The sequence below is a fragment of the Cobetia sp. AM6 genome, assembly GCF_009617955.1.
GTDB lineage: Bacteria > Pseudomonadota > Gammaproteobacteria > Pseudomonadales > Halomonadaceae > Cobetia > Cobetia amphilecti.
The window spans coordinates 151,632-173,314 of the sequence record NZ_AP021868.1; the positions used below are offsets into that span (position 1 = coordinate 151,632).

Below are 21,683 nucleotides of genomic sequence, written 5' to 3' on the forward strand. Positions count from 1 at the left end.
GATTTCTCGTTGCTGATCCGGCAACGATGCGTCCGGGCCTTCACGGCCAGAGCGTGAGTGTGTGGCGCTGGCTGGAAGCGATTCCTCCGTGCGATGATTCTGCGTGTCGGATGCGCCCATGCACGTGGTGCATCTACGGGCCGAGTGCGGTCCGTTTCCCCAAGCGATGATGGAGTCTGCATGTTGCATAAGTCCCTGGCCCTGATGGGCGCCTCTGTACTGGCCGTGTCACTGGCCGGTTGTGCCGCTACCGGTAACAGCTCTTCCAGCAACGCCGCCAGCTCCTCCAGCTCGTCCAGCTCCATGATGAGCCTCGCCAGCAGTATGCTGAGCAGCCAGACAGGCCAGTCCCTGCCGGCAGCCGACCTGATGTCCAGCCTGACTTCCCAGCTGGGTGTGTCCTCCACTCAGGCGCTGGGTGGCTCTGCTGCCATGCTGGCCCTGGCCCAGTCCCAGCTTGGCACCAGCGCGACCTCCGAGCTGTCCACCGACGTGCCGCAGCTGTCCAGCCTGACCAGCAGCAGCTCGCTGTCCACGCTCTCCAGCCTGGCGAGCCTGAGCGGCAACGACAATGCCACGGCATTGGCCAGCACCGTCGGCAATGTCGATGACAGCGCGTCTCTGGACAGCGCCTTCTCCGCGCTGGGCATGGACAGCAGCATGGTCTCCCAGTTCGCGCCGGTGCTGCTCAGCTACATGGGCGGCGAAGGCGTCAGCTCGACGCTGCTGAGCTCGCTGTCCAGCATGTGGGGCACCGGCTCCTGAGCCAGTCCCTTGCATGAGGTGTGAGGCAGTGTTTTATGCCCGCACATGAAAACGCCCCCGAGCCACTGGCTCGGGGGCGTTTTCGTTTCAGGACGGCTGCCTGCGCAGGCAGCCGTGTCGGGATAGTGCAGGCGCTTGATCAGTCGCCGTCGGCATCCGGCTGGGTGGTCTGACGGATGCGCTGTTCCTCGGCATCCACGACTTCCCCGTCTTCGGTGGCATGACGCGTCAGCGGATTCTCCTCGCGACGTTTGGCGACCTTGGCGGCTGCCTCGCGCTGCTCGGGAGTCTTCGGCTGACCGGCGGCCGAGCCATCGATCACGAACGGCGCCTGCATGGTGCGCACGTTGGCCGGCGGCGCGCCACCGTCCTTGTCCTGACCGAAGTACATGGTCATGTGCGGGAACGGGATCTCGATGCCAGCGGCGTCGAAGTGCTGCTTCACGAGCTTGTTGTACTCGCGACCGATGGCCCACTGGTTGCCCGGGCTGGTCTTGATCATCACGCGGATATTGACCGAGCTGTCGGCCAGGGCCGAGACGCCAGCGATGGTGACCGGCTCGAGAATCTCCGGACCATAGCTGCCTGCCTCGAGCTCATCGAAGGCCGCACGCAGGTGCACGATGGCGTGGTCGACATTCTCGCGATAGGAGATGCCGTATTCGCCGACATGGTAGGCGAAGTCACGCATGTAGTTGGAGACGGTATCCACCGACGAGAACGGCACGATATGGAAGGTGCCGGACAGGTCGCGGATGCCCACCGAGCGGATGGTCAGGCGTTCCGCGGTACCGGTCACGCCACCGGCAGAGACCACATCGCCGGTGTTGATGGCGTTCTCCAGCTGGATGAACACCCCGGTGATGATGTCCTGCACCATCTTCTGGGCGCCGAAGCCGATCGCCAGACCCAGTACCCCGGCACCGGCCAGCAGCGGCGCGATGTCGATGCCGATCTCGGACAGCACGATCATCGCGGTGAAGACGATCATCGCGATGGCGATGGCATTGCGGAACAGCGCCAGCAGGGTTTCCACCCGCGAGGACGGCTTGCCCTTGCCGGTGTCCGGATTGAGCTTGTGCTCGATCAGGCTGGCGATGCCGACCCAGACCGCGATGGCGAAGGCGAGAATGAACAGCACATGGAAGATGCGCGACAGCAGCAGGGCACCGGCATCGGTTGCCAGCCACTCGCCGAGCGCCACGATGTGCCAGGCATTCAGCACCATGCCGACCACCACGATCAGGATGATGGCGCGCATGATGCGCAGCGCGGTGGGGATGTAGGAGTTGAGGCGCTTCTCGAGCAGCGGCAGCTGACCACGCAGCTTGTCGGAGATCTGGATGCGCTTGCCGATCAGCTGCGTCACCACGCGCGACAGCAGAGCACCGCCGCCAATGGCGAGCAGCGTCTTGAGCGTCGCCCCCATCATGAACGGCAGCGCCTCTTCAGGCGTCGTCTGCGAGATGATGAACAGGGTGGCGAAGTAGGCCAGCGCGATCAGGTGCCAGGTGCGCGCCAGCATGCGCAGACACACGGCGATGAGCGCGTTGTGCGCCTCGCGGGCTTGAGTGAGCAGGCGGTCACGCAGAATGATGCGATTGCGCGAGATCACCACGATGGCCCAGACGAGGGTAATGGCCATGATCAGCAGATTGACGAAGCTGCCAACGGCCGGTGCCAGGTTGTTGTTGATCATCGGCACCACGACCAGGATGCCGTAGCCGATGAAGCCGGCCAGCATGGCCAGGGAGCGATTCCAGTAGCGCGCCACCTCATCCGGCATCGGCAACAGACGCAGCCCCTTGTAACCGGAGGAGAACAGCATGCGCATCAAGGCCTTGAACAGCTCGATCACCAGATAGGCGTTCAGGAACATCGACTCGCGCTGACCGATCACGCCCTGTTCGCCATAGGCGAAGATGGCGAGCAGATAGCCGCCGAGGAAGGCGAGACCGATGACCGCGATGTCCACCACCGCCGCGACCAGTACCGCCAGCAGGGTGCGCAGCAGGGGGCTGCGGTGCTGGCCATCCAGTGACCACTGGCTGACGCGCGAGAACAGCGGCTTGGCGAGTCTGCGCAGCACGAGGAACAGCGCGATGGTCGAGATGACGACCAGCCCGAGGCTTACGGCCTCGCTGGTGAAGCGACTCCAGTCGATCTCGTCGGCGTCCTCGTTGGCCAGGCCATCAAGGGTGCCCAGCATGCGGTCCAGCGTGGCGGAGAGATCCGCGACCAGGTCCTGGCTGATGGCCGCCAGCTGACGCGACAGTGACGGCGAGTCCTCGCTCAGGGTGACGTCTTCCCCCGCCACCTCGACGGCTTGTTCACTCGCCTTGCTGTCCAGCTGTCGCAGGCCTTCGATCAGGGCCTCGCGCTGACTGGGGTCTTCCAGCAGCGTGGCCAGGCTCTCATAGGAGGATGTCGCGCCATCGCCGCTGCCGTCCTCGGCCGGGGCGGCATGGGACAGGCTGCTGAACCCGAGGCTCAACACCATCAACAGCATCATCAGGGCGGACATCAGCCAGGCAGGTCGCCATGAGTCCGGTTGGCGCGAGGCAGCAAGGGCGGGAGGGGAGTGCGGGGGTGTCGGAATCGCCACAGATGGCTTCTCCATGTCGGTGAGTGTGTGAGGCGTCGGGGTAGAGAGTGAGAGCAGGCTCCCCAGGTGCATCAGAGGCTCGCAAGCGTCCCATCAATAACGCGAGGATCTGTCAGGTAGATGTTGAAGGGGCGTCACGCGCGTCCTGCGCGCACGCCGAGCGAGAGCCCATCCCTCAGTTATCGGGGCACTTGGTGCTATCCCAACCCCTGCGGGGACTCCGCCAGAGACATTCTTGCGCACAGCCTGCGGCAGGTGCCGCCAACCTTCAAGGTCTTCAGGCGCTGCTCGGGGGAGAGGCGGGACCTGCTGCCACGCAGGATGTTGCAATGTCGCGTTGCATGAACTGGTGTGGTGAGTCACAGGATGAGCCGGTATTGTTGCGATTGATTATTATTCGTTGCTCGAGTGTGATAGTCATGCGCACAGGGGTCACCTTGCGGTATCGTCCTGCGCAGGATCACGCCTGCCTTCGCTTGAGTGCGAGATCATTTCCTTCATTTCGGAGTACTGCATGACCGTCTCGTCGACTGCTTTTACTGCTCGTGGCATGACCCGGCCTGCATGGTTAAAACAGGGCCTGATGGCGACCTTGGCGGTAGCGCTGATGGGGGCTTCCCTGTCTGCCGAGGCACGCAGTGTCGAGACGGCCTACGGTGAGCTGGACATCGAGGGCACGCCGCAGCGTGTCGTCACCCTGTACGAAGGCGCGCTGGATGTGGCCGTCGCCAGTCAGGTGACGCCGCTGGGCACCGTGACCACGCGTGGCGGTGATGGCGTGGCGAGCTATATCCAGTCGCAGGTGCCGGACATCAAGATCATCGGTACGCCGCGTGAATTCAATCTCGAGGCGATCGTCGCGCTCAAGCCGGACCTGATCCTGGCGCCGCCGGGCCTCGACAAGACCCAGTACCAGCTGATGTCGCGTCTGGCGCCGACCGTCGTGCCGAGCGCTTCGGCGCTGAGCCAGCAGGGCTGGAAGGAGCAGAGTCGTGTCTATGCCGAGGCGCTGGGCGAGACGGCCGAAGCGGAACTCGAGACACGTCTGGCCGCCATCGACGCGCACGCCGCGCGTCTGAAGTCCGAGATGACCACCCCGGAAACCGCCAGCCTGGTGCGTCGCATGCCGGGTGGCCTGATGGCGATGTCCGACCAGCTGTTCGCGACCGGCCTGATGGCGGCCAGCGGCTATGAGCTGGTCGGCGGTGATCTGGTCAAGCCGGGTCGCCCGCATTCCGATCCGCTCAGCGACGAGAACATGGCACGCATCGATGCGCAGACCATCTTCCTCGCCACCATGGACGATTCCTCTGATGCCGCGGTCGACGCCCTGGCGGCAGAGCCGGCCTTCCAGCGTCTCGAGACAGCGGACCGCGACAGCCTGGTCGGCGTGAATGGCCAGCTGTGGACCAGCGCCAGTGGCCCGTTGGCCGCGGAAGCACTGCTGAAGGATATCGACCGGGCGCGCGATGATGGCTAGTCGCAGTCATGTCGGTGCACGACGTTTGACCCCTGCGCAGGCAGGGGACCTCCCGCAACAGCGACGCGGGAGGTGGTATGCAGGCTGAAGAGACCTCTCCACAGGTCCGCAGGCCACGCGCACATGCCGCCCGGATGACCCACAAGGTCTCCGGGCGTCTTGCGTTGCGTCGGGTGATGCCGCTGGCCTGCCTGAGTGCCCTGCTGACCTGTCTGGCCAGCCTGCTGTGGGGGGCTGGCGATGTCGGCCCCTGGCAGGCGCTGCAGGTGCTGGCCGGACAGGGCAGTGATCAGGCGCGCTTCGTGGTGCTTGAGCTGCGCGCGCCGCGTACCCTGATCGGCATGGTGGTCGGCATGATGCTCGCCTGTGGCGGCGCCCTGATGCAGGTGGTGGCACGCAACCCGCTGGCGGAGCCGGGCTTGCTGGGCGTGAGTGCCGGGGCCTCCTTTGCCGTGGCCGTGGCGTTGTTGCTGGGGATGGAAGCGACCGGCATGCACGTGATGGTGGCGCAGAGTGGTGCGCTGCTGGGCTGTCTGTTCGTGATGAGCACCGTGCGGATGAGCGGCGCACGTCAGGACCCGGTGCGCCTGGTGCTGGCCGGCGCGGCGCTGTCGAGCCTGCTGGTGGCGCTGACGTCTCTGGCCTTGCTGATCGACCAGCGCGCGGCCGACGAGATCCGCTTCTGGGTGATCGGCAGTCTGGCCGGGCGCTCGCTGGAGGCGCTTTACAGCAGCCTGCCCAGTATCCTGCTCGCGGTGCTGCTGACGCTGTGGCTGGCGCGGCCGCTCTCCGCGATGGTGCTGGGTGAGCAGGTCGCCAGTGGCCTGGGCCACCATCCCAAGCGCGTGCGCAAGGTCGCGATCCTGGTGGTGGCGCTGCTGGTCGGTGCCGCGACGGCACTGGCCGGGCCGGTGGCCTTCGTCGGCCTCGCCGTGCCCTATGTGGCGCGAGCGCTGTGCGGCGCCGATGTGCGGCGCACGCTGTGGCTGTGCCTGCCGCTGGGCGTGACCATGCTGCTGAGCGCCGATGTGGTCTCGCGGCTGGTCGTGCCGCCCTCGGAGCTGCCGCTGGGGGTGCTGACGACCCTGATGGGCGCGCCCGTGCTGATTGCCGTGGTGCGTGCTCGCCGTCTGCCCACCCTGTAGTAGTTGGTGCCTCTGGCGCTTGCGGCGTGAACGATGATGGAGGCCAGGCTGGCGCGCATGCCGGCGCCATCGCCTCATTGCTTGAATCGACCGGCCCTGTCAGGCGTTGTCCTGACAGGGCCTTGTTTGGAATCGATGATGTCTAGACCTTCACCGCTTGATCCCCTCCGCTCGGCCCCTACCGGCACGCTCTGGTGGCGACATGGCAAGCTGTCCCTGTTGCTGTTGCGTGCGCCATTGCTGGCGGCCGGAATACTGCTGCTGGCGCTGCTGATGGCCAGTGTCGCCTCGCTGATGCTGGGCAGTGCCGGCCTTGGGCCGTGGGATGCCTTCAAGGCGGCCTTCGGGCACGGCGAGTTCGCCACCGTCTTCGTGGTGCAGGAACTGCGCCTGCCGCGTCTGCTGGCCGGCATCGCCACGGGCGCTGCCTTCTCGCTGGCGGGCTGTCTGATGCAGACCCTGGCCGGCAATCGTCTGGCGACACCCGGCATCATCGGCATCGACAATGGCGCGACCGCCTTCGCGGTGGCCTCCGTGGTCGGGATGGGCATCTCGCTGGCGCCGCCGGTGATGGCGCTGAGCGGTGCCGTGATCGCCACTGCGCTGGCCTTCGGGCTCTCCGGCGGCATCGGCACACGCGGTTATCGCTTCCTGGTCGCCGGTATCGGGGTCGGGGCGCTGTTCGGTGCCGGCACGCAGCTGATGCTGGCAAGAGTCTCCATCGATGCCGCCAACAGCGCCTATCCGTGGACGGTCGGCAGCCTCAATGCGCGTGACGCCGATTCGCTCACCTGGCTGGGGCTGGTCTTGCTGATCGGCGTGCCGATCGCGCTCTGGCTGGGGCGCGGGCTGAATACGCTGCGCTTCACCGACCGCGTCGCGACCGGGCTGGGACAGCCGGTCTCGCGTGTACGCCTGATCACGCTGTGGCTGTCGGTCGTACTGACGGCGGCGGCCGTCGCGGTGGCCGGGCCGGTAGGCATGGTGGCGCTGGTGGGGCCCGAGATCGCACGCTACCTGTCGCGCCACAAGGGCGTGCCGCTACTGGCCTCGGCGCTGGCCGGTGCGCTGGTGATGGTGCTGGCCGACCTCGCCGGTCGCACCCTGCTGTCACCGCTGGAAATCCCGGTAGGTATCGTGATGGCCGTGGTCGGCAGCCCTTATCTGCTGTGGATACTGCTGCGCAGCCCGCGCTAGCCGTTGCCCCTATTGTCCTGCTGAGCGGCCCAGGGCCAGCCCTTGCCGCTCAGCGTCGCACGACATGTTTCAGCGGCTGATGATGTTCCAGCGGCCGATGATGTTTCAGGAGAGTGCGCCATGAGCGCTGAGACGATGCTTGATCCGCGAGCGATGAATTCCCCGGCCGATCGCCACGCCGCGGCCACCACCGATACCCTGCGAGCGAACGAGCTGTCGCTGGGCTATGGCGCGCGCCAGCGCCATGTCACCGTGATCGATTCGCTGACCCTGGGGCTGCCCGACGGCAAGGTGACGGCGATCGTCGGGCCCAACGGCTGTGGCAAGTCGACACTGCTGGCAGGGCTGGCTCGCCTGCAGTTGCCTGAGTCAGGCGCGGTGCTGCTGGAAGGCAAGGACATTCACGCCTACAAGCGGCGCGAAGTGGCCCAGCGCATCGCGCTGCTGCCTCAGGAGACACACTCGCCCGAGGGGGTGACGGTGCATGAGCTGGTGCGTTTCGGTCGTCAGCCCTATCAGGGCGCGCTGAGTCAGTGGTCAGAGGAAGATCAGCGGCTGGTGGCCGAGGCGATGGCCGCCGCCGATATCGAGAGCCTGGCGGACCGTGAGCTGGCCTCGATGTCCGGTGGGCAGCGTCAGCGTGCCTGGATCGCCATGGCGCTGGCACAGCAGACACCCTTGCTGCTGCTGGATGAGCCGACCTCGGCGCTGGACCTCGGCCACCAGATCGAGGTCTTCGAGCTGATCCAGCGTCTGGCCCATGAAGAGGGCAAGACCATCGTGATGGTGGTGCATGACCTGGCCAGCGCCTGCCGCTATGCCGACCACATCGTGGCCATGCACGCAGGTCGCGTGATCGCCGAGGGTGCGCCCGCCGAGGTGGTGACGCCGGAGCTGGTGCGCAAGCTCTATGGGGTCGAGTGCCGCCTGATCCCCGATCCCGACACCGGCACGCCGCTGCTGATCGGTGTACGCCGCACCAGCGAGCGCCTGAGCGGCAGCGCGACCTGAACCCGAGGCTGTGGTCATGACGGGCGCTGTGGCGCCTGCGTGGCCGCTGCCGGGCCTTGGGAAGGCCTGAAGAGGGTGACTTGAGAGAGCGCTCTGCCTCTGACAGGAAAGCCCCAGCCAGAACAGATCGCCCACAAACAGAAAGGCCTCCCCGAAGGGAGGCCTTTCTGTCACGGATATGGTGGAGGCGACGGGAGTCGAACCCGTGTCCGCCGGCACTCCGCCTTCGGCTCTACATGCTTAGTTTCATTATTTGATTTAACACGACTGCCGCCAATGAACAGGCTACAGCAATGCGATTCTCTGAGTTTTAATCTCGACCTTAGAGACGTCGGCCAAGACGATCCTGTTTATACGGGCTCGTTCTCAATCCACCTTGAACAGGCGCAACGGTATCATGAGCAGCTTATGCAGCTAGAGCGTAGTTGTCGTCGTTTGCGACTATATATTTGCAACGTTTTATTTACGAGATACGTTACGATCTCGGCATGCACCTCAGGGTTTGCCACCAGCGTCGAATGCCAGAACGCCCCCATAACAGTGTTACCACTTTACTGCGTTGCTACGTCTTCATCATAACAGGTGGGGACTGTGCTACGCCAGTTCAAGCGTTCAGGAAAATTTCTGACCTGACAGTAGCTTGCTGGCGTGAGCTCCCTCACGCTGCCCTCAGCGGTCGCGCAGGATACGGGCTTTCTGACGGTTCCAGTCACGGTCTTTCTCGGTGGCGCGCTTGTCGTGCAGCTTCTTGCCTTCCACCAGCGCGATCTCGCACTTCACGATCGCATTCTTCCAGTACAGCTTGACCGGCACACAGGTGTGGCCCTTGTCCTGGGTGCGCGAGAAGATGCGTGCGATCTGCTTCTTGTGCAACAGCAGCTTGCGCGTGCGCTGCGGGTCCGCCACCGCGTGGGTGTTGGCGGTTTCCAACGGGTGGATGTGGCAGCCCAGCAGCCAGGCTTCGGCATTCTTGATCACGATATAGGTATCGGTCAGCTGGCCCTTGCCTGCGCGCAGCGCCTTCACTTCCCAGCCTGCCAGTACCAGACCCGCTTCGAAGGTTTCCTCGATGTGGTACTCGTGGCGTGCCTTCTTGTTCTGGGCGATCAGATTGCCGCCCTGTTCGGGTTTCTTTTTCTTGCCCATGTTGCCTCATTTGTCGTGTGCGCCTGCCGTCATCCAGTGTGGATATGGCACATCCTTCTGGATGGGGGGAGGCGTGTTACCATTCAAGGCCAGACGGCACTTCATGCGCCGGCCCATTGTTCATGATACGCATGCTGCGTATCCAAGTCAGCGGAGAGCTAGATGCCTACGGTCAACCGGTCTGCCCTGGTGCGGCATTCGGCCCGGGCAATGTTCGATCTGGTCAATGATTTCGAGCGTTATCCCGAATTCCTGTCCGGCTGCAGCAACGCGGAATTGCTGGAACGTGATGAGGACCATCTCAAGGGCAGGCTTACCCTGTCCAAGGCAGGCATGCAGCAGAGCTTCGTCACGCGCAATGACCTGTATGCCCCCGAGCGGATAGAGCTGAACCTGGTCGATGGCCCCTTCAAGCGTCTGCAGGGGACCTGGCTGTTCACGCCGCTGGGCGAAGACGCCTGCAAGGTCTCGCTCGAGATGGACTTCGAGTTCAGCAACCGCCTGCTGGGCATGGCGTTCGGCAAGCTGTTCAGTCAGGTCGCCGCTCAGATGGTCGAGGCCTTCACGCGCCGCGCTGACCAGATCTATACCCAGCGCTGACACCTGGCCGTTGGCCAGGGTGAAACGCCGCGCAGGTGATATATCGCACAGGTGGTATATAAAGGTGGCGAGAGCAAAGGAGCAGACATGACAGACAGAATCACGGTCGAGGTGGCCTATGCGCTGCCCGACAAGCAGAAGATCGTCTCGCTGGCGGTCGCCCCCGGCACCACGGCGCGCGAGGCCGTGCGCATGGCACGTCTGGAGCAGCACTTTCCGACGATTGCCGCCGAGGTGTTTCTCGAGGCGGACCTGGGCATCTTCGGCAAGGCGCTGCGCAAGCCCGATGAGCATGTGCTGGACGCCGGGGATCGAGTCGAGGTCTATCGCGCCTTGATCACCGACCCCAAGCTTGCACGCAAGCGGCGCGCCGACAAGGCCGCTCGCGCCGCTCAGTAAGACGAGATACAGGCGAGAATCAAAAACAGCGGGGCACCTTTCAAGGTGCCCCGCTGTTGTTCTGGCTTGTCACTGAGTGAAGAGGACAGTGATCAGCGCTCTTCAGGCAGGTCGGCTGCGCCTGCCTTGGGTTCAGCACGGTTAGGCTGTGCCGCGCGAGGATCGATGTCCAGGTCCGGCACGATGACGGTTTCCTGGTCGATGTCGCCGCTCTTGTCGATGTTGGAGAGTGAATCGCCTGCGAAGGTCAACGTCACGCGCTTGTTGATGATTTCGCCATCCGCTTTCTTGAGGCGATAGACGTAGTCCCAGCTATCCTCACTGAAGGGGGCGGTCAGCAGCGGTGAGCCCATCACGTAGATGACCTGTTCGCGGCTCATGCCCGGCTTCAATTGCTCGACCATTTCCGGCTTGATCAGGTTGCCCTGAGGAAGGTCGCGCTTGTAGACGCTGAAGTAGCTGCACCCGGTGAGCAGCGACAGGGCGCTGCAAAAGGCGACTGTTTTGATCAAGTTTTGCATTTGCCCTGAAGATTCCCTATCGTTTTGCCTTGGCCGATCATACCTGATACATCAAGCGACTGCGAAGAGTACCCCAGCATGGCCGATCAGAACCATGAACTGCGCAAGGCGGGACTCAAGGTAACCCTACCGCGAGTCAAGATCCTGCAGATCCTCGAGAAATCGACGGATCGACACCTGAGTGCCGAGGACGTGTACAAGGCGTTGCTTGAGGCTGGCGAAGATGTCGGTCTGGCGACGGTTTATCGTGTGCTCACCCAGTTTGAAACAGCGGGACTGGTGATGCGTCACAACTTCGATGGCGGTCACGCCGTCTTCGAACTGTCCCAGGAAGAACACCATGACCACATGGTATGTCTGGACAGCGGCGAGATCATAGAGTTCTGTGATCCCGAGATCGAGCGCCGTCAGCGCGAGATCGTCGAGGAGCACGGCTATGAGCTGGTCGAGCATGCGCTAGTGCTCTACGTGCGCCCCAAGGGCGACAAGAGCGATAGCTGACGCGGGTTGCGTCAGGGATGACGTGGCCGGAGAGCCTTCTCCGGCCAGATACACGAACGGCCGCCCTCAGGGGCGGCCGTTCGTGTATCTGGCGTTCATGTTTCCTCGATCCATGACTCTGGCGTTCGTCTTGTTGAGGAGCGTCATTGGACGAATGGACGTCGCTGGCAGTGCATGAACGGCGACGGCGACTTTGACGACAGCGCTCAGTGGCGGCTGTCGGCAGCGCCGAGCATCTCGCGGGCATGGGCGAGGGTCTGCTCGGAGAGATGAATGCCGCCCAGCATGCGTGCCAGCTCGCGCACGCGGCCGCTTTCATCCAGCAGCGCCATATGCGTGCGGGTCGTGTCCTTCTCGGCCTGCTTCTCTATATGCAGGTGCTGATGCGCCTGTGCGGCGACCTGCGGCAGGTGAGTGACGGTCAGCACCTGGCCCTTGTCACCCAGTCGACGCAGCAGCTGGCCGACGATCTCGGCGGTCGCGCCGGAGATGCCGACATCGACTTCATCGAAGACCAAGCTTGGAATGGTCGAGCGACTGGCGGCCACGACCTGGATCGCCAGTGATACGCGCGAGAGTTCGCCGCCGGAGGCGACCTTGGCCAGCGCACGTGGCGGCTGGCCCGGGTTGGCGCTGATGCGGAAGTGGATACGCTCCATACCTTCCGGCTGCGGGCGCTCCCGCGCCTCGATGGCGACCTCGAAGGTGGCCTTGCCCATGCCGAGGAAGGCCAGCTGGTCCTGGATGTCGCTGGCCAGTTGCGGGGCGGCGATGGCGCGTTTGGCGCTCACCTCACTCGCCAGCCCCTTCCAGGCCTCGCGACGCTGAGCCACTTCTTCGCGCAAGGCTTCGATGGCCTCCTCATCGCCACCCAGGCCGTCGAGTTCTTCGCTCAGGCGCTGATGAAGGCCATGCAGCTCGTCCGGCATCACATGATGCTTGCGTGCGATCTGGTGAATGCGGCTCAGGCGCTCATCGACGAAGGCCAGACGCTCGGGATCGAGTTCGGTGACTTCCACGAAGCGATGCAGTTCACGCGCCGCTTCTTCTATCTGGATGCGCGCTTCCTCGAGCATGCCCAGCGCACTGGCCAGTGAGCCATGCTCGTTGCCCGGCAGATGCGCCAGACGTGCCAGGGCCTGGTTGAGGCGTGACAGCGCACCTTCTTCGTCGTGATCACAGCACTCGGCGGCGGACTGCGCCTCGGCCAGAATCTGCTCGGCATTGGCCAGCGTTTCCTGCTCCTGTTCCAGGGCTTCCAGCTCCCCTTCGCACAGCGCCAGTTCATCGAGCTCCTCGACCTGATAGCGCAGCAGCTGTCGACGTGCACGCACCTCATCGCCATCATTGCTCATGCGCTTGAGGCGACGATGCGCCTCCTGCCAGTGACGGAAGTCCTCGCGCAACTGGGCAGCCTGAGTCTCCAGGCCCGCATATTCGTCGAGCTGACGCAGATGCGTCTCTTCCTTGAGCAGGGAGTGATGGGCGTGCTGGGAGTGGATGTCGATCAGGTGCTCGCCCAGCTCGCGCAGGTCGGCGATGGTGCAGGGCGTGCCGTTGATCCAGGCCTTGGAGCGGCCGCTGGCGGTGATGACGCGACGCAGCAGGCAGTCGTCGCTGCCCAGTTCGCGCTCATCCAGCCACTGACGGGCGTCGCCAAGCTCACTGATATCGAAACGCGCGATGAGGTCGGCGCGGTCGGCGCCATGGCGCACGCTGCCGGCATCAGCACGCTCGCCCAGGCACAGGCCAAGGGCGCCGAGCAGGATGGACTTGCCGGCACCGGTCTCGCCGGTGATGGCGGTCATGCCGCGGCGGAAATCGAGTTCCAGCGTTTCGACGATGGCAAAATCTTGGATGGCGAGTTGCAGCAGCATGACTACCTCCGAGGGGGCTTTGACGTACGCCGTGCTGGGGGGAACATCAGCGGACCCGGACTCGATGGGCGGGCTACGGTGTCGCCATACAGTATGTTTATACAGTGAACATGGCTTTTTATACAGCACGTTCGGGTGGCCTTCAATCCATGCCGGGCTCAGTGGGGAGAAAAGCCTGCGGCAAGGCTTGAGAAGCGATGTGCTGTCCCCATATAGAGGCACTGACACTTTCAGTCGGCAGCAATGGCCTGGCCTTGCTGCCTCTCAAGGCAACTCATGGCCTGTCTGTCAGCCAGTACGCGTGATGCTTCGCGACAAGCTCAGCAGGCCACGAATCAGGGCAATGGCGCATAGACGCCGGCCCGCAGGAGATCAGCATGGCTCAGGACCCGCAGACCCCGATGGATGAAGAGCTTCAGCGTGCCGCTCGCGATGCCGAGCCGCAGCCGGAAACGCCGGAAGGTGAAGTGATCGACAACGTACTGGATGCCGACGATACCGGCGCCGAAGGCTCTCTGGTGGACAACCCGGAAGCCGAGATGCTGGCCGCTCAGGTCGAAGAGCTTGAGCAGGCCGTCAAGGAAGCCAAGGACCAGGCGCTGCGTGCGGCTGCCGATGCGCAGAACGCGCGCCGTCGTGCCGAGCAGGACGCCGAGAAGGCGCGCAAGTTCGCGCTGGAGAAGTTCGTCAAGGAAATGCTGCCGGTGGTGGATTCCCTCGAGAAGGCGCTGGAATCCATGTCGGGTGACGAAGCGGCCAAGACCCACGTCGAAGGCATCGAGATGACCTTGAAAATGCAGCTGGATGCCCTGAACAAGTCAGGCGTCGAGCAGCTGGATCCGCACGGCGAGCCCTTCGATCCGGAATACCATCAGGCTGTCGCCATGGTGCCGTCCCCGGACGCGGAGCCGAACAGCGTCATCGACGTGATGCAGAAGGGTTACACCCTCAATGGCCGCCTGGTGCGTCCGGCGATGGTGGCAGTCAGCAAGGCCTCCTGAGGCCTGCGCGCTCCCGACGCCCGATAGGCGTTGGATCGCGCCCTGTGGGGGCTCAGGGCGATCCGGCCGGGAAAATTTGCCCGGCCGGGTCTTGAAACCCTGACACGCGACCCCATCTAGAGAAACAAGTTCAGGCACCGACACAAGGTGCCGACATCCAGACTTATCTTTCAGGCTAGCAACAGATTCGAGGTATACGATTATGGGACGCATCATCGGTATTGACTTGGGTACTACCAACTCCTGTGTGGCAGTGCTCGACGGCGAGAAAACCAAGGTCATCGAAAACGCTGAAGGCGGTCGCACCACACCGTCCATCATCGCTTACACCGACGACAACGAGATTCTGGTCGGCCAGTCGGCCAAGCGTCAGGCAGTGACCAACCCGGAGAACACCCTCTTCGCGGTCAAGCGCCTGATCGGTCGCAAGTTCAAGGATGATGTGGTTCAGAAAGACATCAAGATGGTGCCGTACAAGATTGTCGAAGCTGATAACGGCGACGCCTGGGTGCAGGTGAAAGACAAGAAGATGGCACCGCCGCAGATCAGTGCGGAAATCCTCAAGAAGATGAAGAAGACCGCGGAAGACTACCTCGGTGAAGAAGTCACCGAAGCCGTCATCACCGTGCCGGCCTACTTCAACGATTCCCAGCGTCAGGCGACCAAGGACGCCGGCCGCATCGCGGGTCTCGACGTCAAGCGCATCATCAACGAGCCGACTGCCGCAGCCCTCGCCTACGGCATGGACAAGTCTCGTGGTGACAAGACCATCGCGGTCTACGACCTGGGCGGCGGTACCTTCGATATCTCCATCATCGAAGTCGCCGACGTCGACGGTGAGACCCAGTTCGAAGTGCTCGCCACCAACGGCGACACCTTCCTGGGTGGTGAAGATTTCGACATGCACCTGATCAACTACCTGGTTGACCAGTTCAAGGCAGACAGCGGTATCGATCTGTCCGGCGACAACCTCGCCATGCAGCGTCTGAAGGAAGCCGCCGAGAAGGCCAAGATCGAGCTGTCCAGCGCTCAGCAGACCGACGTGAACCTGCCGTACATCACGGCTGACAACACCGGTCCGAAGCACCTGAACGTCAAGGTGACCCGTTCCAAGCTCGAGTCTCTGGTCGACGACCTGGTCGCACGCTCCTTGAAGCCGTGCCAGACCGCGCTGTCCGACGCCGGCCTGTCCGCCTCCGAGATCGACGACGTCATCCTGGTCGGTGGTCAGACCCGCATGCCGCTGGTGCAGTCCAAGGTGGCCGAGTTCTTCGGCAAGGAAGCCCGCAAGGACGTCAACCCGGATGAAGCGGTCGCCGTCGGCGCCGGCATCCAGGGCGGCGTGCTGGGCGGCGACGTCAAGGACGTGCTGCTGCTGGACGTGACGCCGCTGACCCTCGGTATCGAGACCATGGGTGGCGTGCTGACGCCGCTGATCGAGAAGAACACCACCATCCCGACCAAGAAGTCCCAGGTGTTCTCCACCGCTGACGACAACCAGGGCGCGGTGACCATCCACGTCCTGCAGGGTGAGCGCAAGCAGGCCGCGCAGAACAAGTCTCTGGGTCGCTTCGACCTGGCCGACATTCCGCCGGCACCGCGCGGTGTGCCGCAGATCGAAGTCGCCTTCGATCTGGATGCCAACGGTATCCTGAACGTGTCCGCCAAGGACAAGGCGACCGGCAAGGAACAGTCCATCGTCATCAAGTCTTCCGGCGGCCTGTCCGACGACGAGATCGAACAGATGGTGCGTGACGCGGAAGCCAACGCCGACGAAGACAAGAAGTTCGAGGAAATGGTCCAGCTGCGCAATCAGGCCGACGGCATGATTCACGCGACCAAGAAGACCCTGACCGAAGCCGGTGACAAGGCCGAAGCCAGCGAGAAGGAAGCCATCGAGACGGCCATTTCCGAGCTGGAAGAAGCCCTGAAAGGCGACGACAAGGATGCGATCCAGGCCAAGCTGGATGCACTGACCGAAGCGTCCGGCAACCTGGCGCAGAAGCTCTACGCCGAGCAGGGCGCCCAGGGTGAGCAGGCTGCCGAAGGTCAGGCTGGCAAGAAGCAGGACGACGACGTGGTTGACGCCGAGTACGAGGAAGTCAACGACGACAAGAAGTCCTGAGGGATTTCTTGAACGACGTCTGATGACAGCGCGGGAGCCTTGTGAAGGTGTCCCGCGTTGTCGTTTGCATCGGTGGCGCCTTGCGCTAGCCGCGAGCCACCGGTGACAACCGGCATTCCAGAACAGACCGGCAGCCTCAGGCTGCCAGCAATCCAGGCGGACCTGATCCATGTCCAAGCGTGATTATTACGAAGTGCTTGGTGTCGAGCGTGGCGCCGACACCAAGGACATCAAGAAGGCGTACCGACGCCTGGCCCAGAAGCATCACCCGGACCGCAACCCGGATGATGAAACTTCGGCCGAGAAGTTCCGTGAAGTCTCTGAAGCCTACGAAGTGCTGTCCGATGCTGACAAGCGCGCCGCCTATGACCAGTTCGGTCATGCCGGTGTCGATGGTCAGGGCGGCGGTGGCTTCGGTGGCGGCGGCTTTGGCGGTGGTGGTGCCGGCGGCTTCGGCGATGTGTTCGGCGATGTCTTCGGTGACATCTTCGGTGGCGGCGGTGGTCGTCGCAACCCGAACGCTCCGCAGCGCGGTAGCGACCTGCGTTACAACCTGGATCTCGATCTGGAATCGGCAGTTGCCGGTACCACGGTCGATATCCGCGTGCCGCGTCTGGCGGCCTGTGGCCACTGCGATGGCGATGGTGCCGAGCCGGGTTCCAGCAAGGAAACCTGCCCGACCTGCAATGGCATGGGCAAGGTGCGCATGCAGCAGGGCTTCTTCGCGGTCGAGCAGGCGTGTCCGACCTGCCACGGTCGTGGCGAGAAGATCAGCGTGCCGTGTCGCAAGTGTCACGGCGAAGGTCGCGTCCAGGAATCCAAGACCCTCTCGGTCAAGATTCCGCCGGGCGTCGACACCGGCGACCGCATCCGCCTGAACGGCGAAGGCGAGGGTGGTGTCAATGGCGGGCCATCAGGTGATCTGTATGTGCAGGTCAACCTGCGCGAGCACGAGATCTTCAAGCGCGATGGTCGTCACCTGCAGTGTGAAGTGCCGATCAGCTTTGTCGATGCGGCGCTGGGCGGTGAGCTCAACGTGCCGACCCTCGACGGACGTGTCGTGCTTAAGATTCCGGCCGAGACCCAGACCGGCAAGCTGTTCCGTCTGCGCGGCAAGGGCGTCAAGCCGGTGCGCGGCGGCCCCGCCGGGGACCTGCTGTGCAAGGTGGTCATCGAGACTCCGGTCAGCCTGAATGAAGAGCAGAAGGAGCTGCTGCGTCAGTTCCAGCAGAGCCTTGGTGATACCGGCAAGAGCCATTCACCGAAGGAGAACAGCTTCTTCGATGGCGTGAAGAAGTTCTTCGAAGACATGAAGCCCTAGGCATTCGCCTTGCCGTCTGCGGGCCAGTCCCGTGGATGGCCTTCATGCCAGAGAGCCCCGCACTCGACTTGTCGAGTGCGGGGCTCTCGCGTTTCAGGCTCGGTGGCTCAGCCAGGCAATTCAGTCCGGTGACTCATTCTGGTAGCTCAGTCCAGTAGCACAGCCCGGGGCATGGCTACTCCGGCGCCGATTCAGCCGTGAAGGCCTCGGGCTCGATGACGGCAAAGCAGCTCAGCAGCGTGGTCTGGAAGCTGCTGAAGTTGTCATCCGAGATCATCAGGAAGCGATTGCCTTCCAGATGCGTCAGCCCTTCGAAGTTGTCCAGCGACCAGCCATCGCCGCTCGACAGGCGTGCCAGGGTGCGCACCTCGGCCTGGGTGCCGGGCTCGCCGAGATGCGCGCGGCGCAGGCTGATCACCAGCGGGAAGGGCGGTGAGAAGGCGCGCTCTAGCATCAGCATGTCACCGTCGGGCAGCATCTCCATCGCGGTCAGGCTCGAGCCGGTGTCGCTGGCCAACGGGTAGCTCCACTCGTGCTTGTCGTCGAGGCTGAAGATGCGCGTCATGCCCTCGCTCATGCCCTCCGGCGTGGCTTCCAGTCCGGCGAGCATGCCGTATTCCGGGTGCAGGGTCAGGGCTTCCATGCCGTTGTTGGGCGCCGCGCCACGCGCGCCCATCGGGGTGAAGGGCTCGCTGACGGCCAGGCCGCTGGGCAGGAAGTGCTCGACGCGTGGCTGCTGCTCGAAGCTGATCACCAGGCGGGAGTCGCCGCGGCGGTCATTGTTCGCGCGCAGCAGCTGCAGGCCCTCGGCATCACTGAGGGCGCCGCGCAGCGAGACATCGGTCTCGTCGCGTAGGGTGTAGGTGTTGAGCGCCTTGGCCCCGACCAGCTCACCGTGACGGAAGGCGAGCCGCAGGCGATGCAGCCAGCCGCGGTCCGACACGGCATACAGCAGTGACTCGTCCTGGTCCCAGCCGATGTCCGACAGGCCACCTACGGGGGTGTCATCCAGCCATTTGCCCGGCAGCCTGAGCGTGCCGCACCACTGGATTTCCGGGAACTCGCTCTTCTGTTCCGGCGATGCCAGCGTGTAGGGGCGCGGGTGAACGCCGCAGGCGCTCAACAGGCCGGCGAGCGCCGTGGTGACAGAGAGGGTCTGGAGCATGCGCCAGCGGCGCGAGGCGGGGGATTGGCGTGCAGGCATGCTGACTCCGGAGACTGAGCGGTGATGAGAAAAATGACGATCAACAGGAGACAACCTGGTACGAGGCTACTCTAGCGCGTAACCGACACAAATACATGACGTCAGCCAACGCTGCAGGTGGCTGATATACTCGTGGCAACAGCATAGGTGGCACGCTCGGGGCATGCTCGCGGGCTGTCACCCTCAAGACCCACAACAGGCAGGAGTCAGCATGACCCGTATCGCAATCATGGGCGTCGCCGGACGCATGGGACGCACGTTGGTCGAGGCCGTCGGTGCAGTGGAAGGTCTGACGCTGGCGGCGGGCATCGTCGAATCCGGCAGCTCCCTGGCGGGCGTCGACATCGGTGAGCTGGCCGGTCAGAGTCGTCTGGGCGTGGTCGCCAGCGACAGTCTGGCTGCCGTGGTGGATGACTTCGATGTGGTGATCGATTTCACCGCACCGCAGGTGACGCTGGCCAACCTGGCGCTGTGCGCCGAGCACGGCAAGCGCATGGTGATTGGCACGACCGGTTTCACGCCGGAGCAGCTCGAGCAGCTGGATGGCTACCGTGACAGCGTGCCCTTCGTGTTCGCGGCCAACATGAGCTCCGGCGTCAACCTGACCCTCAAGCTGCTGGAAACCGCCGCGCGTGCCCTGGGCGATGCCGGCTACGACATCGAGATCATCGAGGCGCACCACCGCCACAAGGTCGATGCTCCCTCCGGTACGGCGCTGGCGATGGGCGAGGCCGTGGCACATTCCATCGGACGTGATCTCGCCACCCATGGTGTCTTCGCGCGTGAAGGTCAGTGCGGCCCGCGTACCGACAAGGAAATCGGCTTCGCCACCGTGCGTGCCGGTGACATCGTCGGTGAGCACACCGTGATGTTCGCCACCGAAGGCGAGCGCATCGAGATCACCCACAAGGCGTCGAGCCGCATGACCTTCGCCAAGGGCGCGGCACGCGCGGCCGAATGGCTGTCAGGGCGCGAAGTCGGCCGCTATGACATGCAGGATGTGCTGGGGCTCAAGTGAGCGAAGTAGAGAGCAAAGTGGGGAGCGGAATGGAGAGCCTGGCGCTGAGATGACAGTCTGGCGACATTCAGGAGAATTTCTTGAAAGCTGTCTCGGTGGGCAGGATGCGGCGCACGCGTGAGTCATTCTGGCCGCCTTGCGCCGCTGGACTGCGTCGCTTTACAAGCGCTGTGCAGTGTCCCGGCTCGGCCAAGGGTTTCAGCAAGCTGGCCGCGGCGACGAAACGACCGTATCGTGGGCCTTGTCGCCTGTTGGCGGGGCATGCGCGGGGTGGTCAGCACTCAAGGATTCCGGTAATCTCTACCCAATTTGGCCACGTTCTTGGCCGCCCTATTGGTTGCCGTTTTGGCAGCGCTCGGGCCAGCAGCATTCCGAAGAATGATAACAAGCGGGATGAAACCTGATTTTTCGGTTTCGTCCCGCTTTTTTGCAACCTGAATTTGCCGCTTCTGGCGCGCGTCTGTCCAGTGACAGGCACCTGGCAGAAGTCGGCAGCGGGACACAGGCTCGGCGAATGCCGAGTACGATAATCAAGCAGCATGTCCGGTGTTCGACCGCGGATTCCGGGCAGGAAAGTGGACACTATGGGGAGGACGTTGCGTTGATCAAACCCGCGATACTGGCCTTGGAAGACGGCAGTGTATTTCACGGCAGCGCCATCGGTGCTGATGGGCAGACCAGCGGCGAGGTAGTGTTCAACACTGCCATGACCGGCTACCAGGAAATCCTGACCGATCCCTCCTACACCCGACAGATCGTCACTCTGACGTATCCGCACATCGGCAATACCGGCATCAACGACGAGGACACCGAGTCCGACAGCGTCGCAGCCGCCGGCCTGGTCATCCGCGACCTCCCGCTGCTGGCCAGCAACTTCCGTTCCACTCGCTCCCTCGATCAGTATCTGCGCGACGAGAACGTCGTCGGCATCGCTGACATCGACACGCGTCGCCTGACGCGCATCCTGCGCGAGAAGGGCTCCCTGAACGGTGCCATCCTCGCCGGTGAAGATGCCCAGGGTGATGACGCCGTCGAACGCGCGCTGGAAGCGGCACGCGCCTTCCCGGGTCTGAAGGGCATGGACCTGGCCAAGGAAGCCTCCTGCAGCGAGCAGTTCGAGTGGCACGAAGGCGAATGGACACTGGGCGAAGGCTACGCCGATACCCGTGAGTCCGAGCGTCCCTTCCACGTGGTCGCCTACGACTACGGCGTCAAGCACAACATCCTGCGCATGCTGGCCTCCCGCGGCTGCCGCCTGACCGTCGTGCCGGCGCAGACGCCTGCCGCCGAGGTGCTGGCGCTCAATCCGGATGGCGTCTTCCTGTCCAACGGCCCGGGCGACCCCGAGCCCTGCGACTACGCCATCACCGCGATTCGTGAAGTGCTCGAGACCGACACGCCGGTCTTCGGCATCTGCCTGGGTCACCAGCTGCTGGCACTGGCCTCCGGCGCGACCACGGTCAAGATGGGCCACGGTCACCATGGTGCCAACCACCCGGTGCAGGACCTCGACAGCGGTGTGGTGATGATCACCAGCCAGAACCATGGCTTCGCAGTGGATGAAGCGGGCATGCCGAGCAGCCTGCGCGCGACCCACAAGTCGCTGTTTGACGGTAGCCTGCAGGGCATCGAGCGCACCGACCGCCCGGCCTTCAGCTTCCAGGGTCACCCGGAAGCCAGTCCCGGCCCGCAGGACGTCGCCCCGCTGTTCGATCGTTTCATCGAGATGATGCGCGCGCGACGCTGAGCCGAGCGCAGGCCCGAGGG

General features: G+C 63.8%; 18 protein-coding genes and 1 other RNA gene. 13 read left to right on the forward strand and 6 right to left on the reverse strand.

Annotated elements, in window-relative coordinates:
- The first annotated feature begins 180 nt into the window (after nucleotides 1–180).
- The gene (locus CLAM6_RS00710) at nucleotides 181–765 is read left to right on the forward strand and encodes a DUF2780 domain-containing protein (RefSeq protein ID WP_159055812.1); all 585 of its coding nucleotides are present in this window, start codon (nucleotides 181–183) and stop codon (nucleotides 763–765) included.
- 139 nt (nucleotides 766–904) lie between these two features.
- On the opposite strand, the gene CLAM6_RS00715 is transcribed toward CLAM6_RS00710, so the two are convergent.
- Nucleotides 905–3,289, reverse strand: coding sequence for a mechanosensitive ion channel domain-containing protein (locus tag CLAM6_RS00715; RefSeq protein ID WP_172978609.1), 2,385 nt, complete (start codon nucleotides 3,287–3,289; stop codon nucleotides 905–907).
- A 595-nt stretch (nucleotides 3,290–3,884) separates the two neighbouring features.
- On the opposite strand from CLAM6_RS00715, the gene CLAM6_RS00720 reads away from it, so the two are divergent.
- The 4 genes from CLAM6_RS00720 (at nucleotide 3,885) to CLAM6_RS00735 (ending at nucleotide 8,203) form a co-directional block, all read left to right on the forward strand.
- A complete protein-coding gene (locus tag CLAM6_RS00720) occupies nucleotides 3,885–4,850 on the forward strand; it encodes an ABC transporter substrate-binding protein (RefSeq protein WP_242007725.1) in 966 nt (321 codons plus the stop codon).
- 176 nt (nucleotides 4,851–5,026) lie between these two features.
- Nucleotides 5,027–5,995, forward strand: a complete 969-nt coding sequence (locus CLAM6_RS00725; RefSeq protein ID WP_043333495.1) for a FecCD family ABC transporter permease — start codon at nucleotides 5,027–5,029, stop codon at nucleotides 5,993–5,995.
- Nucleotides 5,996–6,133: 138 nt separating this feature from the next.
- The gene (locus CLAM6_RS00730) at nucleotides 6,134–7,192 is read left to right on the forward strand and encodes a FecCD family ABC transporter permease (RefSeq protein WP_153635059.1); all 1,059 of its coding nucleotides are present in this window, start codon (nucleotides 6,134–6,136) and stop codon (nucleotides 7,190–7,192) included.
- Between the two features lie 153 nt (nucleotides 7,193–7,345).
- Nucleotides 7,346–8,203 (forward strand): ABC transporter ATP-binding protein, encoded by an 858-nt coding sequence (locus tag CLAM6_RS00735; protein WP_054556486.1) that lies wholly within the window; start codon nucleotides 7,346–7,348, stop codon nucleotides 8,201–8,203.
- A 179-nt stretch (nucleotides 8,204–8,382) separates the two neighbouring features.
- On the opposite strand, the gene ssrA is transcribed toward CLAM6_RS00735, so the two are convergent.
- Both ssrA and smpB read right to left on the reverse strand, forming a co-directional pair.
- Nucleotides 8,383–8,737, reverse strand: a transfer-messenger RNA (tmRNA) gene (gene ssrA / locus CLAM6_RS00740).
- Nucleotides 8,738–8,872: 135 nt separating this feature from the next.
- Nucleotides 8,873–9,349 carry an SsrA-binding protein SmpB gene (smpB, locus tag CLAM6_RS00745; protein ID WP_043333345.1) on the reverse strand — a complete coding sequence of 159 codons (477 nt, stop codon included), beginning with the start codon at nucleotides 9,347–9,349 and terminating at the stop codon, nucleotides 8,873–8,875.
- Nucleotides 9,350–9,511: 162 nt separating this feature from the next.
- Here smpB and CLAM6_RS00750 point away from each other — a divergent pair, with 162 nt between their 5' ends.
- Both CLAM6_RS00750 and CLAM6_RS00755 read left to right on the forward strand, forming a co-directional pair.
- A complete protein-coding gene (locus tag CLAM6_RS00750; RefSeq protein WP_043333347.1) occupies nucleotides 9,512–9,949 on the forward strand; it encodes a type II toxin-antitoxin system RatA family toxin in 438 nt (145 codons plus the stop codon).
- Nucleotides 9,950–10,036: 87 nt separating this feature from the next.
- Nucleotides 10,037–10,348, forward strand: coding sequence for an RnfH family protein (locus CLAM6_RS00755; protein WP_043333350.1), 312 nt, complete (start codon nucleotides 10,037–10,039; stop codon nucleotides 10,346–10,348).
- 92 nt (nucleotides 10,349–10,440) lie between these two features.
- On the opposite strand, the gene CLAM6_RS00760 is transcribed toward CLAM6_RS00755, so the two are convergent.
- Nucleotides 10,441–10,869, reverse strand: coding sequence for an outer membrane protein assembly factor BamE (locus CLAM6_RS00760; protein ID WP_052384519.1), 429 nt, complete (start codon nucleotides 10,867–10,869; stop codon nucleotides 10,441–10,443).
- Nucleotides 10,870–10,947: 78 nt separating this feature from the next.
- On the opposite strand from CLAM6_RS00760, the gene fur reads away from it, so the two are divergent.
- Nucleotides 10,948–11,370, forward strand: a complete 423-nt coding sequence (gene fur, locus CLAM6_RS00765) for a ferric iron uptake transcriptional regulator (protein WP_043333352.1) — start codon at nucleotides 10,948–10,950, stop codon at nucleotides 11,368–11,370.
- Nucleotides 11,371–11,576: 206 nt separating this feature from the next.
- On the opposite strand, the gene recN is transcribed toward fur, so the two are convergent.
- Complete coding sequence (recN, locus tag CLAM6_RS00770) at nucleotides 11,577–13,247, reverse strand: DNA repair protein RecN (protein ID WP_153635060.1); 1,671 nt, start codon at nucleotides 13,245–13,247, stop codon at nucleotides 11,577–11,579.
- A 377-nt stretch (nucleotides 13,248–13,624) separates the two neighbouring features.
- On the opposite strand from recN, the gene grpE reads away from it, so the two are divergent.
- The 3 genes from grpE (at nucleotide 13,625) to dnaJ (ending at nucleotide 17,694) form a co-directional block, all read left to right on the forward strand.
- Nucleotides 13,625–14,248, forward strand: coding sequence for a nucleotide exchange factor GrpE (gene grpE, locus CLAM6_RS00775; protein WP_043333357.1), 624 nt, complete (start codon nucleotides 13,625–13,627; stop codon nucleotides 14,246–14,248).
- A gap of 202 nt (nucleotides 14,249–14,450) precedes the next feature.
- Complete coding sequence (gene dnaK / locus CLAM6_RS00780; RefSeq protein WP_043333360.1) at nucleotides 14,451–16,373, forward strand: molecular chaperone DnaK; 1,923 nt, start codon at nucleotides 14,451–14,453, stop codon at nucleotides 16,371–16,373.
- 169 nt (nucleotides 16,374–16,542) lie between these two features.
- On the forward strand, nucleotides 16,543–17,694 hold the full coding sequence (gene dnaJ / locus CLAM6_RS00785) for a molecular chaperone DnaJ (RefSeq protein WP_043333362.1): 1,152 nt from the start codon (nucleotides 16,543–16,545) through the stop codon (nucleotides 17,692–17,694).
- A 175-nt stretch (nucleotides 17,695–17,869) separates the two neighbouring features.
- On the opposite strand, the gene CLAM6_RS00790 is transcribed toward dnaJ, so the two are convergent.
- Nucleotides 17,870–18,898, reverse strand: coding sequence for an esterase-like activity of phytase family protein (locus tag CLAM6_RS00790; RefSeq protein ID WP_153635061.1), 1,029 nt, complete (start codon nucleotides 18,896–18,898; stop codon nucleotides 17,870–17,872).
- A gap of 211 nt (nucleotides 18,899–19,109) precedes the next feature.
- Between CLAM6_RS00790 and dapB the strand changes: the two genes are divergently transcribed.
- Together dapB and carA are read left to right on the forward strand one after the other, a co-directional pair.
- Nucleotides 19,110–19,916, forward strand: a complete 807-nt coding sequence (dapB, locus tag CLAM6_RS00795; RefSeq protein ID WP_153635062.1) for a 4-hydroxy-tetrahydrodipicolinate reductase — start codon at nucleotides 19,110–19,112, stop codon at nucleotides 19,914–19,916.
- Between the two features lie 601 nt (nucleotides 19,917–20,517).
- Nucleotides 20,518–21,663 carry a glutamine-hydrolyzing carbamoyl-phosphate synthase small subunit gene (gene carA, locus CLAM6_RS00800; protein WP_192839084.1) on the forward strand — a complete coding sequence of 382 codons (1,146 nt, stop codon included), beginning with the start codon at nucleotides 20,518–20,520 and terminating at the stop codon, nucleotides 21,661–21,663.
- Nucleotides 21,664–21,683: the final 20 nt, after the last annotated feature.

Excerpts from the sequence above, each read along its gene's own strand:
- CLAM6_RS00710 (WP_159055812.1), top strand. The coding sequence starts at position 181 with ATGTTGCATAAGTCCCTGGCCCTGATGGGCGCCTCTGTACTGGCCGTG.
- CLAM6_RS00715 (WP_172978609.1), bottom strand. The coding sequence starts at position 3,289 with ATGTCCGCCCTGATGATGCTGTTGATGGTGTTGAGCCTCGGGTTCAGC.
- CLAM6_RS00720 (WP_242007725.1), top strand. The coding sequence starts at position 3,885 with ATGACCGTCTCGTCGACTGCTTTTACTGCTCGTGGCATGACCCGGCCT.
- CLAM6_RS00725 (WP_043333495.1), top strand. The coding sequence starts at position 5,027 with ATGCCGCTGGCCTGCCTGAGTGCCCTGCTGACCTGTCTGGCCAGCCTG.
- CLAM6_RS00730 (WP_153635059.1), top strand. The coding sequence starts at position 6,134 with ATGTCTAGACCTTCACCGCTTGATCCCCTCCGCTCGGCCCCTACCGGC.
- CLAM6_RS00735 (WP_054556486.1), top strand. The coding sequence starts at position 7,346 with ATGAATTCCCCGGCCGATCGCCACGCCGCGGCCACCACCGATACCCTG.
- smpB (WP_043333345.1), bottom strand. The coding sequence starts at position 9,349 with ATGGGCAAGAAAAAGAAACCCGAACAGGGCGGCAATCTGATCGCCCAG.
- CLAM6_RS00750 (WP_043333347.1), top strand. The coding sequence starts at position 9,512 with ATGCCTACGGTCAACCGGTCTGCCCTGGTGCGGCATTCGGCCCGGGCA.
- CLAM6_RS00755 (WP_043333350.1), top strand. The coding sequence starts at position 10,037 with ATGACAGACAGAATCACGGTCGAGGTGGCCTATGCGCTGCCCGACAAG.
- CLAM6_RS00760 (WP_052384519.1), bottom strand. The coding sequence starts at position 10,869 with ATGCAAAACTTGATCAAAACAGTCGCCTTTTGCAGCGCCCTGTCGCTG.
- fur (WP_043333352.1), top strand. The coding sequence starts at position 10,948 with ATGGCCGATCAGAACCATGAACTGCGCAAGGCGGGACTCAAGGTAACC.
- recN (WP_153635060.1), bottom strand. The coding sequence starts at position 13,247 with ATGCTGCTGCAACTCGCCATCCAAGATTTTGCCATCGTCGAAACGCTG.
- grpE (WP_043333357.1), top strand. The coding sequence starts at position 13,625 with ATGGCTCAGGACCCGCAGACCCCGATGGATGAAGAGCTTCAGCGTGCC.
- dnaK (WP_043333360.1), top strand. The coding sequence starts at position 14,451 with ATGGGACGCATCATCGGTATTGACTTGGGTACTACCAACTCCTGTGTG.
- dnaJ (WP_043333362.1), top strand. The coding sequence starts at position 16,543 with ATGTCCAAGCGTGATTATTACGAAGTGCTTGGTGTCGAGCGTGGCGCC.
- CLAM6_RS00790 (WP_153635061.1), bottom strand. The coding sequence starts at position 18,898 with ATGCCTGCACGCCAATCCCCCGCCTCGCGCCGCTGGCGCATGCTCCAG.
- dapB (WP_153635062.1), top strand. The coding sequence starts at position 19,110 with ATGACCCGTATCGCAATCATGGGCGTCGCCGGACGCATGGGACGCACG.